We start from the raw sequence: 15,785 nt of genomic DNA, 5'->3' as shown, positions 1-15,785 counted from the left end.
GATTTGACATTATCCTCCTTTTTATTGGAAATCACATTCTACTTTCTTCACTTGATATTCTGATATAATAGAATATTCAAGGAGTGGATGGTATGAAACTAGTAAAATATCTTTTTGTTTGTATATTGCTCATTGGACTTAGTATTTCTGCGTGGATTTATTATCCGCAGTATCAAATACATCAGATGAAAAAACATTCGGTTGTGGTGAGCAAAAGCTCTAACCAAACCTCCTATCTTAATTATTATCGTAATGCAAAAATGGCTCAAATTCATCATTTGGCCATTGGCGATTCTATCGTTCGCGGAGTCGGTGCACCAAAGGAGAAGAATTTTGTCAGTCTATTTTCTAGCAAATTGGCAGCACAAAGTTCCAAAAGAATTGTCACACAAAACGAAGGAATCAATGGAATTACCAGTAGTGAATTAAACAGCCTGGTTCAGGAAGGTCGATTTGATGAATCGATCAAGCAGTCTGATATTGTCACGATTAATGTAGGCGGCAATGATATTCTACAACTGGCAAAGGGTCAAAATTTTCGTTCGGTGATTCAAGGCTACGACCAATTAAAGACCAATTTCTCGAAAAATCTAACAGATATTACGGCGAAAATAACCATGCTTAACCCAAACGCCACGATTATTTTTTTAGAATTATACAATCCATTATCACCTGATGACCAATTGTATCCATTGGCAGATAAAATGCTCCCGAAGTGGAATATTAATATATATGAAGCTGCAAACAAAGTCCCCGGGTCAATCGTCATCGAGACAACGAAGGTCATAAATGGGGCACATCTGCAGAATCTTTCTCCTGATGGTGTCCATCCAAACCTGGCTGGGTATACCGCCATTTCAGAGCAAATGATGGATCAATTTAAACATCAATTTAGAAAAAGTTCAGTATAAAACCGAAGGAAGACTCATTTCCTTCGGTTTATTGTGTTAACATAGACTATTGCCCTGCTTTAACTAACGGGGCAATTCTATCAATCCGATTCGTCCATATGCCTCCAGTAAAGTGATCTGGAAGTCGTTTTAGATCTTCCGCTGAATCAAATCCTTCAGACCACCCTCCATCACCTGCGACCACTATGACTCTGGTATTTACTTCATCCATCCGATTTAAGAATTTATTCGGCCAGCCCCATCAAAGTGGTGCATATTTTTCTGGAACATGTAATTGTGTGTTCTTACACGCTGATGGGATATAACCTGTCCATCCCACTCCTAAATATGGGATCAAACAGCTTTTTAGTGTAGCCATAGACATCACTCGTAGTTCTGGAAGCTCTTGTTTTAATGCAGCAATTGGTTGATCATCACCATACACAGTAAGCTGATCAAGACGTTTATCCGCTAGTTTCGATAGAAATTCAGCAAGCATCGACCCCTCTTTTGGATCCGCATTTTTAATATGTATCAGAAAGGGTTGATCAGGGAATTGAGTCATCACTTCGTCAAGTGAAGGCATTAAGCCCACGCCTTTTCCCCGAAACGGAAAAGTCTTACCATTATCAGCTGTATATCCGTAACCAATATCTAGCTTTTTTAGTTCTGCCATCGTGTAGTCTTTGGTAGACCCTTTCACATTTGTGCGGCACTCAAGGGTCCCGTCATGGAACACCGCTAATTGACCATCTTTTGTTGGTTTTATATCTAATTCGACTAGATCAGCACCGTCATCAAAGGCAGCCTTCATCGAGGAAAGCGTGTTTTCTAAGTAGGGATGCTCTGGTTTATAAATGCGCGCCGCTGTACATGTATCCCACTCGATCCCTTTCATAGTGAAAGTTTGGCCAAGCCCGCGATGTGCCAGCAAGAATGGCTCACCCCTACGATCCTTCGTTAATAAAGAGCTATTATTAAAGAACATAAATACAATTAATAAAATTAAAAATAGTCCGAGCCTTTTTAATCGTTTTTTGAATTTCATTTTTTTCCTCCATTGTAAACATTAAGGTTCCCCCCTTATTCATCATAATGAAAAGCAAAATTCTAGACAATTTTGAGCAACAAAAAAACTCCCGCCACGATTCATTTTTCTAAATGAATGTGAAGGGCGTTTTATTGAATAAATCGACGACCGGCCGTCTAAATCATGACAATCATTCTCTCTTTGTTCTTAAAATAAACCCATTCCTTGAACCCAATTTCCTTGAGACGCTGCTGAACTAGATCAAAATCGTCCCCAACTCGATGCGGATCATGGGCATCGGATCCAAAGGTTACTTTCACACCATAGTGTAGAGCCATTTCGAGAATATCGTCCGACGGATACCAGCCGCCAACGTCCTTGGTTTTTCCAGAGGTGTTGATTTCAATTGCAATATCATTTTCTCCAATCACTTTTAGGGTATGTTCAACCGCAGCTGTCTGAATGGAAGAAAAAGCAGGATAAAATCCTTTCATGGCATCAATATGGCCGAGGATTTGAAACAGACCACTTCGTGCGGATTGCTCAATCAGCGAGTAGTAATTTTCTTTCGACTTGATCCTTTCTTTTTCTGTTAAGCCGTTCCATCGCTTTTTATTAAAAATACTTACTCCGTCCACATAGTGAACAGATCCAATGATGTAGTCAAAAGGATACGGCTCAAAACAGGAGCGGTAAATCTCAACGGACTCAGGAAAGAAATCAGACTCTACCCCAAGCAGCACGTCGATTTTCTCTCTATACATTTGTTTCAATTGAAGGACTTCATTAATATATTCGGGAAATGCGCTTTTTGCCATGGCGATGTTGGGATGGAGTTGATCCTCCTCACTGCTGAAGTATGGAGAATGATCAGCGATACCGATCACATTTAATCCTCTTTCAATGGCGGCTTCGATATAATCTTGTATTTTTCCGCGTGCATGACCGCACCGCTCATGATGTGTATGTAAATCAAATTTCGAATGTAAAATTTCCACAATTTTCACCTCAACTATTAATATGTACATTCTCCAGAAAAGATTAGTCCAAATTAAAAAAGAAAACCCCTCCCATTGAAGACGTTTTCCTAGCAACACTACTTAAATATAGTTCTGATTGATTGAATTAAGAGGAACTTCCCGTTTATCTCTTCTTCTTTTTTGCCTTTTGGCTTTTTCCTTTTCATAAAAATGATACACAATAAAATAAGAACAAATACCAAGAATTAACCCAAAAATGGACATTCCTATTAACGTATGAATTCCTCCATGAAGGATACTTACAAGCGTATGAAAATCGCCATGGATTAATTTTTTAAACGAAAACGAGGAATGGTTCCCGAAATGAACCTTCATTGGAAATAGAAATTTCCCTAATGTTTTTGCAAAAGGTAATAGAATAACCGGGAGCAGTGTTAATTTTCCGATCACATTTCCAATAATCGATGCAGGTAATGAACCTTTCGCTAATCGGACAATTGGAACAAATAATATATAGATAAGTGATCCTGTTGACAGAACCAACATTTCTAAGCCAAGGCCAAGTGCAAATCCTAAGGATACTTTTTTGGCTCCACCAGGAGACCTGAGCAGTTTAATTATATTTAACTTAAAAGCACGTCCAAAACGTTGAAAAAAATTATACTTTTGTTTAATGCTCATGTAGGTATCTCCTTACTAAGATAGATAAGTTTATTATACTCTAAATCAGCCATAACTACTATTCTAACAAATTAACTTTTTAAACAAATAAAGAGTGGCTCCCGAAAGGAAACCACTCTACTTCAATGTTTAGGCTTGAACCTCTTTATTTAAATAAATTGACAGTATTTCTTTGACAGAATTCCTTCCCCTATTTAATGCAGTATTATATGCTTGTTCTCTGATAAACTCCGGCAAATGTACAAGTGATTTTAATTGAGCGTAAGTCCCGCTTGGTTCGATTTCGATATCGACAATATTATAGCTCCACTCGATCTCAGCAGGTATATGGATCGCATTGATTCCCAGTTCAAGCGCCGGTTTGATGTCCGTTTTGAGTGAATTTCCAATCATCCAAGTACACTTTTTATCTGTGTTGATATTATTTAGAATCTGCTGCAGTGAATCGGTGTTTTTATGTTCAAATATAAAGATTCTGTCCTCAAAGTAATCCGTTAACCTCAATTGAGTAATCTTTCTCCTTTGGTTTGCTTCATCCCCTCCTGTAAATAATAACAATTGATGTCCCTCAGCTTGTAAGGTATCCAGGATTTCATACATATATGGAAACGGTTTTACCTTTCGTTGAAAAACACTTTGACCAATTTTTTGAATTTGATTAATTTCAGCCCCCTTCAGTCTTCTTCCAAATCTTAGGCAAAAATACCGATAGGTTGCCACTAAGGATTGCGTATATAAGGATGAATGCAGGCCGTTTTTTTCCACGCCTTTTATGTCAATTTCAGATTGCTTTTCGAGAATTTCTTGCTTTGATACCGATGTAAACCATTTCTTCATCACATTTGCAAATCTGTTTCTCGATTCTACAAAATATTTATTGCAATGAATTAAGGTGTCATCTAAATCCAATATTAAGGTTTGTTGATTCATGAACCAATTCCCCCTTTAATAATGGTGTAAACTAAGTATATGAGTTTACATCATTTTCATGATAAAATGAGCCTTTCCTAATTAAAGTTAGTGCGTTAGTATTGTAGGACTTTTTTACTACCAAATTAATAATATCAATATAATAGTAGCACTAAACAAAGTCAGTACCTTAAAAGACAAAAATCCAAATTTATGTAGTATAATAAAAAAATTATAGCTAACAGGAGTAGAGATCATTGGAAAAACAAAATAGCAAGTATCGATGGGTCGTTTTTGTGTCAGTCTTATTAACATATTTATTAATTGTGAGTCAACGAACGGCTCCTGGATTGATTTCCGACCAATTAATGAAAGATTTTAACATAACCGCTTCTACGATTGGATTATTGGCAAGTATTCAATTCTTTGCGTATGCTGGCTTACAAATTCCGGTAGGGATCTTGTCCGATCGATTTGGTCCAAATTTCTTTCTAGTGATTGGGGCACTGCTTACAGGGATAGGTACATTAATTTATAGTACGGCCTCACATGAAGTCGTATTTCTTTTGGCTAGATTTTTGGTAGGTATGGGTGATGCGGCGATATGGGTTAATTTAGTTTTAATCCTCAGTCAATGGTTTAAAGTAAGAGAATTTGTAGGATTACTGGGTGTCGCGGGAATGGCTGGAAGTTTTGGCTTTTTGTTAGCGACCGTGCCCCTTTCGTCATGGATAACGCTATCCGGATGGCGCGTACCTTTTTTAACAGCAGGAATAATGTTGGTTCTTTGCAGCGTTCTTCTATATATCGTGCTTATTAAAAAACCTAAGAAAATGACGTGGAAAAGTACTGCTAGTAATAAGCCTAAGAAACCTCGTGAAAAAACACTGGTTTTATTACGCCGCATTTTTACCACCCGTCAGGCATGGGCCGCCTTCTTTTGTCACTTTGGTGCTGTTGGTACGTATGTAGGATTTATTGGTTCTTGGGCTGTCCCTTATGGGATGCATGTTTATGGGTTGTCTCGTTCAGATTCAAGTCAGCTGATTATGATCGGTCTCATCGGAGCAATTATTGGTGCTCCGTTAACTGGCTGGATTTCTAGCCGCTTAGACTCCATTAAACGAATCTATATTGTTGTTCACTGTATTATTGCTTTATCCTGGGTGTCATTTTTAATCATGAACGGAAAACCGCCTCTCCTGATGCTTACGATTATTTTCTTTGTTATTGGATATGGAAACGGGGCTAGTGCCTTAACCTTTGCGATTGTCAGAAAATCTTTTGATATCAAAGAGGTCGGAGTGGTTTCTGGTTTTGCCAATATGGGTGGATTTTTAAGCGCAGTTCTATTACCAAGTATTTTCGGGAAAGTATTAGACCATTTCCATTCATCTGCAATCAGTGTCGGCTACCATTATGGTTTTATCATCCCTGCACTTTTCTCCCTTCTAGGGTTATTGGGTGGATTAATTATCATTGAAAAACGAAAAGAAGTCGTTCACCAGACACAATTAAATTAACGAACGAAAAAACTAGGAAACAGTACGTGATTTTCCTAGTTTTTTTCATTCATTCGATTGAATAATCCATGACCCATTCGGTGTTTGGCAAGTAGTTTATCAGGAAATGGCGGCCTTCCACACTGTTTTTGATTGGATAACGTGGATTTGGAGCAATGCTTAGTCGTTTATTATTGATGATAACCGTAATCGTTCCTTCTATTTGACCTTTGGATGTAGGTTTCTCATAAACAATTTTGGAAGGAATCCCTTCTATTTTTGCGTAATTTTTTTTAATGTATGCTGGTGAATCCGCCCAAAAAGAAGAAGCACTATATAAGGCTACAGCACCAAGTCCAAGAATACCTAAACGATAAATCCAAACAACTGATGAACCAATAATGGGTAATTTTTGCACCCTGTTAAAACCTTTCCAGTCGTTTTTTATTTTTAAACTATATAAAATAAAGGATAAACCCGCGCCTGTTAAACCAATCGTGACAAACGGGAAGATATTCGTATAGATTCCTAGTGGGACGAATAAGAAGAAGGTAATACCGAGTCCAAATATAACTGGTGCTTTCATATATTCCTCTCCTTTTAAGAATATATTGGATAACTTCTCCATTATTATGTGTAAATTAACCCTAAATTACTTAAGTTTAGATAAAATTTCCACATCATGATAAAATTATTTTTGGGACGTAACAAGTAAACATTTTATTTAGACAGAAGGGTCTTCTTTGATGAAATTTACTATTGACGATAAAAGGCTTCGTTTTTGTGTAACATTGGTAACCGCATTAATTGGAGGGGCTTTATTTTCCATAATCCATTCACCGATTCCATGGCTCCTTGGACCAATGACCGCATTATTAATTGGCTCTCGGTTCGGAAAAGTTCAGTTTTACTGGCCAAGGATGATTCGAGATACCGGCTTAGTTATAGTTGGATATTCCATCGGCCTCTCGTTTTCAAAAGAAGCACTGCTGGAAATTGTGGCAAAACTGCCTTCTATGTTGCTGATGACGGTATTGCTCGTTTGTTGTTGTGCTGGAATCGCTTTTGTCGTATCCAAACTGTCTGGAGTCGATTATCCGACCGTCTTGATTGGCAGTATTCCTGGCGGGCTTTCTCAAATGATAATATTTGCAGAAGAATTAAAAGGAATTAACATTACAACCGTGACGTTTCTCCAAGTTGCTCGATTGATAATGATCATTTTCTTTGTTCCCTTTCTTATCATTGGACCGCTGTTTAATAATACTTCCAACACAGTTCCTAACATAGTTACTGGTGGTGCTGTCTCCACTGGGCCCTTTTTTCCAACCATTATTTGGTTTGGGTTGATTTGTGTGGTTTGTGCATTACTTGCTAGAAAACTTCACTTTCCTACACCGTATTTATTAGGGCCAATAATAGGAACAGCCATCTTTAATTTAATTGGGGCACATGGGCCATCGTTACCCCCATCCTTGCTGGATGCCTCCCAATTATTTATTGGAGCTTACATAGGGCTATTATTAAAACCCGAGAAACTCGAACATAAAACAAAAATTATTTCGCTTGCACTCATTAGTGGGTTGGTTATGATTCTTGTCTCCATTGGGTTAAGTATGCTGCTCGTTAGTTTTTATCATATTTGCCATTCCACTAGTTTTTTAGCCCTAGCTCCTGGGGGCATGGATCAGATGGGAATTCTCGCGCATGTCATCCATGCCGATTTATCCATGGTGACGGGCTATCAAATCTTTCGCCTCCTTTTTATTTACTTTGTCGTTCCTCCCATTCTTAGATGGATTTTTAAAGTCGGGATGGGAAAGACCGTAAATACTCCTTAGATACATAGTTTCAATTATTTGTATTTTTTTGGATACAAATAGTTAAACTATATGAAAAACGGAGATAAAAAAATGGAACATAAAATAGCCATCATTACAGATATTCATGGGAATTATTCAGCCTTAAAAGCCGTTTTGGATGATATTGATAAGGATCAAACGACGGAACATATTTATTGTTTAGGGGATTTGATTGGGATTGGGTATGAGACAAACGAGGTTCTTCGGCTCTTGACTTCACGTACTGATATTTCATTTGTCATGGGAAACCACGATGAAGCGATTCTGGATATCATTGCTGGTAGAGAACCCTATAGCAGAGGGAAAGAGAAAGTCCATCATAAATGGATTGCTGCTCACATTGACAAAGAGTTTATTCCGTTTTTAGATGAGATTCCTGTGACTTTAGATGCGGTATACAATGATAAGAGATTGTTTTTTGTTCATTACCATTTAAGTGACCAACAGGTGTTTATCCCCTTAGATAAAGAACCAACCGAAGCAAAGCTTGATGAACATTACCGTACATCTACTGCCGATATCGTTTGTTTTGGACACCATCACGTGATCCACCACTTTAAATCCAATGGCCGACTATATCTCAATCCAAGCTCGTTGGGCTGCAATTATCAGCCATTAGCAGCCTATGCTGTGCTTACAATTGGTAATCAAGGAGAAGTTTCCGTTGCTTTTAGAGAAGTACCTTATGACAATAAAGAGTTCTTACTGGGTTATAAAAGACTGAATGTCCCAGATGGAGATTATATTTTGAAGGGTTTTTTTGGGGATCAGCATTTGAAATATATGTAAAAAAGGTAAAATAAGCTTCTGCCTAGTGCTGAAGCTTATTACTTTTCAGTGACCTGTCTTATTCTCACTAATTACATTTCATTTGGGCTTGAATTTCGAAATAGTTCTAAAGACTCAAGGAAAATAGTAGGATTTACTTTCCCAGCTTATCTCTTAAAATACATAGAAGGAGGTTGAGATTCAATGTTTAAAAGAGTAATCATCCTTTTGGTGCTCTCATCAATATTATTAGCTTTAGTATTAGTAAGAAATCATACTTCAGCTCCTGTTAATGATTCAATATCTAATAACCAAGTTTCATCTAAATACACTACAGTAGAATATAAGATTACTAAAATTAAAGGGAATCAATATTATGGAAAAAGTGAGGACGGAACAGATATAATTTTTTCTTCTAAGAACATCCTTTCAGGTGAAAAGATACAAATTCATGAGGTCGTTATATGTTATTTCGATAAGAATAATTTAGGCAACGGGTTGGTCAAAGTCGAAAAGAAATAATATCTACATATTAATTATAGAAAGGGTAATTAGTTTGAAAGAATATACAGTATGTTATACATTTGATCACGAGATAATTATTGAAAAATTGATTAAAGAATCTAATGTCAAAAAAGAAGATGTTGAACAAGAAGTCGTTGAAAAGCTGAATCATAACAAATACCATATCGTAAAGAATGACCAAGGCACGTTTAAGATTGATTCATCTTTAGTACGTTTTGTAAGGATTATAGATGTGAAGATATTGGTCTAATAAAAAACTAAGTTTCACCTGCCTCGATGGCAGATGAAACTTATTAAATTAACTTTAACTCATTTACATAAATGAAATTTACATTTCGAAAAAGCTATGTCTCTCAACACGGCATACTCTGAGAGAAAAGTTTTTATACCATTCCCTTCTTCCTTTTCCTTGTGCGACCTTATGGGCAGCATTTTCCTTCCATTCTTTGATGGATTCTAAGGTATCCCAATAGGAAACCGTAATTCCTAACTGCTCATCCCTCGCACTCTCTACACCTAGGAATCCTTTTTGCTGTGAAGCTAACTCTACCATTTTGTCCGCCATTCTTCCATACCCCCTATCCCCTTCTGTTCGCTTAGAAGCAAAAATAACGGCGTAGTATGGTGGTTCTGGTGTATTTGCAATCCCACTCATATAAATTCCCCCAATCTTTTTAATACTTACCTAAATTCATAGTTATCGTACTGTCTATTTAAAGATGCATGTTGATTTTCCTTATTCGACCCAAACAGGTACACGTTTCAAATATTTTTTATTTTGTAATGTGCTCATTATCTAACTCATATATTTTATATGAGCATTTTTTATGAATCACATACCAAAAGAAATAGGTGAGACCAACATGTACGCTGTTCATTTTATTGATAACAATAATGTTTTATTAACTCAGCTGCTTCAACGTGTTCCAACCGAAGGTGAAGAGTTAAAAATTAAAGGGCGGAAAGCAACGGTATCCAGTGTTAAAAATGTAGATGAACTACATGTTCATGTTCAAGTTACCTTAGAGGTCGTTAAAAAAAGTAAATTTGTAGTCGATAATTCAAAAAAGAAAAAACGATAAAGATGAATATAGAACGTACATGTTAGATTTAATATCTAATATGTGCGTTCTTTTTATGAACACATATTCTTAGTATGGTCAGTCGTGTTTTATATCACACAAGTTGTAATATTCGGAAATCCTGCCTAAATTCATTAGAAATATACCCTTAAAAAAATGCTTTGCATAAGCTATATAGAATTTATTATAAAGTAGGTGAAATGAATGACTCACGGTCACGGTCATGGTCAATCACAATCTCAATTTATGCCTTGGGAGCAGTGGCAGCACCAACATCCTCATGGAACTTGGCAACAATGGCACCAACAACATCCATATATGCCTTGGCAACAGTGGCATCACCAATATCCTCATGGTACTCACCATCAATGGCACCAACAACATCCTTGGGTACCTTGGCAGCAGTGGCATCATCAACATCCACATGGTACATGGCAGCAATGGCACCAAATGTACCCGCATCGAGAAAAGTAATAAAGGACCGAATCCTTGGAGAGGTGAACTGATCACCTCTTTTTTATTTTATTGTGTAAGAATTTGTTTCTAAGAGGTAATCGCGCTAAAAAAATCGATTAGTTGATAGATTATTAAATACCCCCTCTACTATCCAAATTATAACATTAATCATCAAATATAATGCCCAAATAAGCAATCCTCAAAGTAAAATTTTTTTTAAAAATTCAAATAAATAGTAGTAAAATCAATTGTTGTGTTATACAATATAATTACAATTCAAAATCTGTTACATAACAGAAAAACCAAATTTAAACATGGGAGAGAAGGGGTAACTGATATGAACAAAACTGATTCAATTGCACGTAGAATTCTGGGATGGAAGTTAAATCGATGGGATCGTTGGTATGATTATGATAAAGCTATGTTCATTCATGAATCTGATTTTCAACCTGAGCATAACCTAGACCATGCCATGCTCATTGTTGACAGATTAAAGGATTATGGCTATTCATTTACATCTAATGGAGAATCTGAGGCTAGCTTCAATGATATTCATGCCACCGGTAAAACCCTTTCACAAGCCATTACGAATGCTGCCTACGCCATCATTGAAAATAACGTGGAAGATCGCTCGACATTTTGGGCCCAATTATGCTAGTTGATAAAAAAGGAGTTGAGAACCTGCTAATGGCAGGAAATCAACTCCTTTTTCTATTTATTTTTTAATAACTTCTTTCAATTCCTGATCCATAATCGGTTCCTGCCAACATCCTCATAATTCCATTGTCATATATACGCTATTGGGGTCCTCGGTATAATCCGAAAACGGTTGACAATGATGGAACCCGAAGCTGGCATAGAGCCTCCTGGCGGGCTCAAAAGCATCCATTGAACCCGTTTCTAAACTTAGTCTGTTGTATCCGCGCTTTTTTGCTTCTTCAACAATATGTTGGAGCATCTGTTTAGCTACTCCTTTTCTTAGGTGCAAGGATGAGGTTCGCATTGATTTGATTTCCCCATGTTGGGTATCAAGTTCTTTTAAAGCCCCACACCCAAGTAATTCCTTCCCTTCCCATGCACTCCAAAAAGTAATCTCCGGTTTTTGCAATTGATCAAGATTTAGGGCATGGATACTTTCCGGCGGTGAATTCTGTTTCATATTGTGAAGATGCTCACCTATCAATTTTGCAATATCTGTTCCGGTTAAATCATCGATTTTTATTTCCAAACAACATCCCCCTTAGGACCTTTTATTGGAAAATATTAACCTATTACCTGGGTTTTTGCTAGTAATAGATCCGAATTTAGCGGAATTTTAAAACTAACTTCAAATTCATTTCGGATAGAGAATCTCATCAATAATCCCATATTCTTTCGCTTCCTCGGCACTCATAAAATAATCTCGATCTGTATCCTTTGCTACTTTTTCAAGTGGTTGGCCGGTCCGTTCTGAAATAATTTGGTTGATGTGCTCTCTGAGCTTTAAGATTCTTCGTGCAGAAATTTCAATTTCCGTTGCCTGCCCTTTTGCCCCTCCTAATGGCTGATGGATCATAATTTCACTATTTGGCAAGGCATAACGTTTTCCTTTCTTACCTGCTAGAAGTAGCATCGCCCCGAAAGAAGCAGCCATTCCTGTACAAATCGTCCTCACATCAGGCTTAATGTATTGCATCGTGTCAAAGATGGCGAAACCCGCAGTGGTTAAACCACCTGGGCTATTGATATACAGTGAAATTTCTTTATCCGGTGCATCTGCTGCTAAAAATAATAATTGGGCCACGACACTATTGGCCGTTTGTTCATTTATTTCATCACCAATTATGATAATTCGATCCTTTAACAGTCTGGAGTATATGTCATATGAACGTTCCCCGCGATTCGATTGTTCAATTACGTATGGAATGGTACTCATTCCAATCCCTCCTTGAAAGCGATTTGGCTAAGCAGCCATACAGAGAGTGCTTGAAGGAGTGAAAGTAGGTTTGGTACATATATTACCCGAAACAAGTTTAGGGGCTTCACTGGTAATTAATCGCGAACGAATCGATTGAATGAGGATGGTGGGATCTTGATTTTTCAATGCTTCATAAAATAGATCTGATAGCCACTCCCTTTCTTCCTCATTCCAAAATATATCCACTGAATGAAACTGCCTCTCTTCGTTTGCCTTTTCAAGCCGCTTTTTGGCGCGATGAAGATTGGCCTTCACTGCCATTTCTGTAGAATCTACTATCGCTGCAATTTCCTTCAGTTGGTATTGAAACCCTTCTTTTAACAAAAAGATGATTGCTTGGTTGGGTGTGAAATTTCTGAGGAGTATTTCAACTGTTTCTGTTGTCGCATCCAATTGATGAAGTATAGCTTCATTCGCCAAAACAGGATCCGCCTCTATGGTTTCATTTTTTCTTTTTCGAAGCAGATCAATCCAATGATTATAGGCAATCTTGTTTAGTAAAGCTTTCGTCACCTTTTGCTGGCGGCCTTCATATTTTAGAGCCTTTATAAACGCCTCCTGTGCGATTTCGTCTCCATCCCATTGATTTCGGGTGAGAAAGTAACAATAGCGTAGAAGTTTTGGATAATTCTCCATCCAAAATTCCTCCGCAAACCCCATTTCTTGCTCTCCATCTATGCAGTCAATTTCTAGCTCGTGTGACATTGATTTCACTCCTTTTGCACTCTCTACCCTATAAACGTTTTAAGTTGGATGAAAAGATACGGGGGTAAAAAGTTTTTATTTAAAGTTACTTTATGTTTGTGCTTTCTAATATAAACTTGACCATTTTAGAAAGCAAAAGAAAATCATTCACCATCATTATCTAAATCCTAATGTGTTAAGTCTGGTGAGTAAGTCTCTACTTTTGCTTGAGTGCCTTATTACCGATGGCTTTATTGACCGTTGGAGCGACATTTTCGCAGTAGCGGTAAATGGAGACCTCTTTCATTTACCGTTATGGATCTTTTTTCGCTGTAGCGGTAAATGGAGACTTCTTTCATTTACCGTTATGGATCTTTTTTCGCTGTAGCGGTAAATGGAGACTCTTCCATTAACCGTTAGTCGTCTTTTTACGTTGATTCGGTAAATAGGAAGCTCATAAAAATACTGTCAGCGTTCTTTACCTAGTACGAACTGGAACATCTTCATCTTTCCGGAGGATCAATCGTTGTTCTGGTTGTCCATCACTATGCATAAAAAAGCATGGCGGATAACATTTAAACAAAAGCCTACAGAAAACGTTTAACTACCTTCTATTACTTAAGAGACACTAATTTCTATTTTTAGTGTCTTTTTAATTTGAAAAAAATGGAAAAAAATAATGATGGACTATTTTTTGAAGCCTGTTATAATCCATATATGAAACTAATCTTATTTAAAGGTGGACATTATGGCGAACACTTGTAGATATGTTGTCAACGCACTTGGAAAAGGTGGAGAAACATATTATACGCTTTGTAAAGACAAGCAAGAATTACAAAAATGGATTAATACCAATCAAGAAAAACTAATTATGGAAGAATTAAAGATTACTGATAAAAATCAAACTTTCTTCTCTAAACTATTTAATCTAAAAAAACTATATTGATATTTTAACAGACGTCATTCTTCATAGAATGGCGTCATCATTTTTAAGATTAGAAGAATATCGTAGAGCAAAAAAATGTAATGGCAAGAACACCCTTACATTTTTTTCGTTTCAATTGGTCACACTTTACTACTAACTGCTTTGTTGACAAATTTCCGTTTTTGGATGTAGATAAGTCTAATGGAAAGGGCTATTCCTGCGGCGAGGAGGCCGAAAGTTAGCCCGAGCCAGTAGCCTCTTGCTCCCAGCCCCGTGTAATGGGCAAGCAGGTATCCTGCCGGAAGACAGATTAACCAATAAGCGATTAATGTCATAATAAAGGCTAGGTTGACATCTTTATAGCCTCTTAAGGCTGCTTGTGCCGTAGCCTGAATCGCATCACAAATTTGAAAAAACAACGCAAAGATTAAGAAATTGGCCGTTAAATTAATTACTTCAGTTTCATTCGAATAAAAACCTGCTACTTGATATCGGAAAACCACGACAAATAAACCGGTGACAACCGCAATCAAGATCGCTAAATAAATCCCCAGCCAACTGTATTGTTTCGCATCTTTATAGCGACGAGCCCCTACCTCATATCCAACAAGAACCGTTTGTGCTGTCGAAATACTAATTGGTATCATATACAAAAAGGAAACGATATTTAAGGCTGATTGATAGGCAGCAATCGTGGTGACATTAAACTTACTTAATAGAATCGTAACCACTGCGAACATGCTTGTTTCAAAGAACGTTGAAAGGCCCATTGGCACGCCGATCTTTAGTATCTCCTTACATTTATCCCACGAAAATTCTTTGAAATCGGCAAATATCGGGTACGATGAGAAAGGTTCTTTGGTTCTGACGATAAACACAGTCATTACCATAATCCCCCAGTACGTTATTGAGGTTGCATAACCTGCCCCCGCCCCACCAAGGTCTGGGAAGCCTAAGTTTCCAAAAATGAGCACATAGTTTAAAAAGAAATTCAATGGCAGCGACAAAAGCATGATGATCATGATGACTCGTGTTTTGCCAAGGGCATAGATAAATGATCGTAGTACATTAAAAATAAATAATGGCAGAATTCCATAGCTAAGTCCGATTAGGTAATGAAAAGCAGTATCTCGAACACCAGCATTTAGATTCATTTTGTCTAAAATAGGGTCTAACAAAAAAAATCCAAAGAGGATAACTACTAGCGCAATCAATATTGAAAGATAAATTCCATGCTTCACAACGGATGCAACTTCATGGCTCTTTTTTTCCCCAAAGCGTTGGGCGGCAATGGGTGAAACAGCAAGAAGAATCCCGCTTATCCCAGTAAAAATGGGACTCCAAATGGAGGAGCCAATCGCGACTCCAGCTAACGCCGTAGAGTTGTACTTCCCCGACATAATTGTATTAAAAAACACCATCGAAAACATGCCAAGCTGTGTAATTAAGATTGGAATTAACAAGATACATATTTGCTTTGTTTTTTCCTTTAAGGTAAAGGTTTGCTTCATATATAGATTCTCCTTGAAAAATA

Annotated in this window: 18 protein-coding genes and 1 pseudogene; 8 read left to right on the top strand and 11 right to left on the bottom strand. The window is 37.3% G+C overall.

The window, feature by feature from the left end; translation table 11 throughout:
• The first annotated feature begins 92 nt into the window (after positions 1–92).
• Positions 93–911 (top strand): SGNH/GDSL hydrolase family protein, encoded by an 819-nt coding sequence (locus tag COJ96_RS19265; RefSeq protein ID WP_098575415.1) that lies wholly within the window; start codon positions 93–95, stop codon positions 909–911.
• A 46-nt stretch (positions 912–957) separates the two neighbouring features.
• Here COJ96_RS19265 and COJ96_RS19260 read toward each other — a convergent pair.
• The 4 genes and pseudogenes from COJ96_RS19260 to COJ96_RS19245 all read right to left on the bottom strand — a co-directional run bounded on the left by COJ96_RS19260 (position 958) and on the right by COJ96_RS19245 (position 4,511).
• A pseudogene (locus tag COJ96_RS19260) lies at positions 958–1,938 on the bottom strand (glycerophosphodiester phosphodiesterase family protein).
• 158 nt (positions 1,939–2,096) lie between these two features.
• A complete protein-coding gene (locus COJ96_RS19255) occupies positions 2,097–2,918 on the bottom strand; it encodes a histidinol-phosphatase (RefSeq protein ID WP_257148564.1) in 822 nt (273 codons plus the stop codon).
• A gap of 102 nt (positions 2,919–3,020) precedes the next feature.
• Positions 3,021–3,581, bottom strand: coding sequence for a DUF2062 domain-containing protein (locus COJ96_RS19250; RefSeq protein ID WP_098575413.1), 561 nt, complete (start codon positions 3,579–3,581; stop codon positions 3,021–3,023).
• 129 nt (positions 3,582–3,710) lie between these two features.
• A complete protein-coding gene (locus tag COJ96_RS19245; protein WP_098575412.1) occupies positions 3,711–4,511 on the bottom strand; it encodes an HAD family hydrolase in 801 nt (266 codons plus the stop codon).
• A gap of 236 nt (positions 4,512–4,747) precedes the next feature.
• Between COJ96_RS19245 and COJ96_RS19240 the strand changes: the two genes are divergently transcribed.
• On the top strand, positions 4,748–6,013 hold the full coding sequence (locus COJ96_RS19240; protein ID WP_098575411.1) for an MFS transporter: 1,266 nt from the start codon (positions 4,748–4,750) through the stop codon (positions 6,011–6,013).
• Between the two features lie 49 nt (positions 6,014–6,062).
• Here COJ96_RS19240 and COJ96_RS19235 read toward each other — a convergent pair whose 3' ends face one another.
• Positions 6,063–6,578 (bottom strand): hypothetical protein, encoded by a 516-nt coding sequence (locus COJ96_RS19235; protein ID WP_098575410.1) that lies wholly within the window; start codon positions 6,576–6,578, stop codon positions 6,063–6,065.
• 160 nt (positions 6,579–6,738) lie between these two features.
• Here COJ96_RS19235 and COJ96_RS19230 point away from each other — a divergent pair, with 160 nt between their 5' ends.
• The 3 genes from COJ96_RS19230 (at position 6,739) to COJ96_RS19220 (ending at position 9,144) form a co-directional block, all read left to right on the top strand.
• On the top strand, positions 6,739–7,833 hold the full coding sequence (locus COJ96_RS19230; protein ID WP_098575409.1) for an AbrB family transcriptional regulator: 1,095 nt from the start codon (positions 6,739–6,741) through the stop codon (positions 7,831–7,833).
• 72 nt (positions 7,834–7,905) lie between these two features.
• A complete protein-coding gene (locus tag COJ96_RS19225; protein WP_098575408.1) occupies positions 7,906–8,643 on the top strand; it encodes a metallophosphoesterase family protein in 738 nt (245 codons plus the stop codon).
• 183 nt (positions 8,644–8,826) lie between these two features.
• A complete protein-coding gene (locus tag COJ96_RS19220) occupies positions 8,827–9,144 on the top strand; it encodes a hypothetical protein (RefSeq protein WP_098575407.1) in 318 nt (105 codons plus the stop codon).
• Positions 9,145–9,475: 331 nt separating this feature from the next.
• On the opposite strand, the gene COJ96_RS19210 is transcribed toward COJ96_RS19220, so the two are convergent.
• Complete coding sequence (locus tag COJ96_RS19210; protein WP_098575405.1) at positions 9,476–9,802, bottom strand: antibiotic biosynthesis monooxygenase family protein; 327 nt, start codon at positions 9,800–9,802, stop codon at positions 9,476–9,478.
• A 208-nt stretch (positions 9,803–10,010) separates the two neighbouring features.
• On the opposite strand from COJ96_RS19210, the gene COJ96_RS19205 reads away from it, so the two are divergent.
• Entirely contained in the window at positions 10,011–10,229 is a 219-nt protein-coding gene (locus COJ96_RS19205) for a hypothetical protein (protein WP_098575404.1), read from the top strand.
• Between the two features lie 244 nt (positions 10,230–10,473).
• Here COJ96_RS19205 and COJ96_RS28805 read toward each other — a convergent pair whose 3' ends face one another.
• On the bottom strand, positions 10,474–10,662 hold the full coding sequence (locus COJ96_RS28805) for a hypothetical protein (RefSeq protein WP_180230184.1): 189 nt from the start codon (positions 10,660–10,662) through the stop codon (positions 10,474–10,476).
• 360 nt (positions 10,663–11,022) lie between these two features.
• Between COJ96_RS28805 and COJ96_RS19195 the strand changes: the two genes are divergently transcribed.
• Positions 11,023–11,343, top strand: coding sequence for a BC1872 family protein (locus COJ96_RS19195; RefSeq protein WP_098575402.1), 321 nt, complete (start codon positions 11,023–11,025; stop codon positions 11,341–11,343).
• Between the two features lie 114 nt (positions 11,344–11,457).
• Here COJ96_RS19195 and COJ96_RS19190 read toward each other — a convergent pair whose 3' ends face one another.
• From COJ96_RS19190 to COJ96_RS19180, 3 genes are all read right to left on the bottom strand, one after another.
• Positions 11,458–11,913, bottom strand: a complete 456-nt coding sequence (locus tag COJ96_RS19190; protein WP_098575401.1) for a GNAT family N-acetyltransferase — start codon at positions 11,911–11,913, stop codon at positions 11,458–11,460.
• A 105-nt stretch (positions 11,914–12,018) separates the two neighbouring features.
• Positions 12,019–12,600: an ATP-dependent Clp endopeptidase proteolytic subunit ClpP gene (clpP, locus tag COJ96_RS19185; RefSeq protein ID WP_098575400.1), complete on the bottom strand. Its 582-nt coding sequence runs from the start codon at positions 12,598–12,600 to the stop codon at positions 12,019–12,021.
• Positions 12,601–12,627: 27 nt separating this feature from the next.
• Positions 12,628–13,347, bottom strand: coding sequence for a sigma-70 family RNA polymerase sigma factor (locus COJ96_RS19180; protein WP_098575399.1), 720 nt, complete (start codon positions 13,345–13,347; stop codon positions 12,628–12,630).
• A gap of 727 nt (positions 13,348–14,074) precedes the next feature.
• On the opposite strand from COJ96_RS19180, the gene COJ96_RS19175 reads away from it, so the two are divergent.
• Entirely contained in the window at positions 14,075–14,272 is a 198-nt protein-coding gene (locus COJ96_RS19175) for a hypothetical protein (protein WP_098575398.1), read from the top strand.
• A gap of 119 nt (positions 14,273–14,391) precedes the next feature.
• On the opposite strand, the gene COJ96_RS19170 is transcribed toward COJ96_RS19175, so the two are convergent.
• Entirely contained in the window at positions 14,392–15,762 is a 1,371-nt protein-coding gene (locus tag COJ96_RS19170) for an MATE family efflux transporter (protein WP_098575397.1), read from the bottom strand.
• Between the last annotated feature and the right edge of the window lie 23 nt (positions 15,763–15,785).

It is taken from the genome of Bacillus sp. AFS073361, from assembly GCF_002567005.1.
In the GTDB taxonomy this organism is placed as follows: domain Bacteria; phylum Bacillota; class Bacilli; order Bacillales; family Cytobacillaceae; genus Neobacillus.
This window is presented reverse-complemented; position numbering and strand designations above follow the sequence as displayed.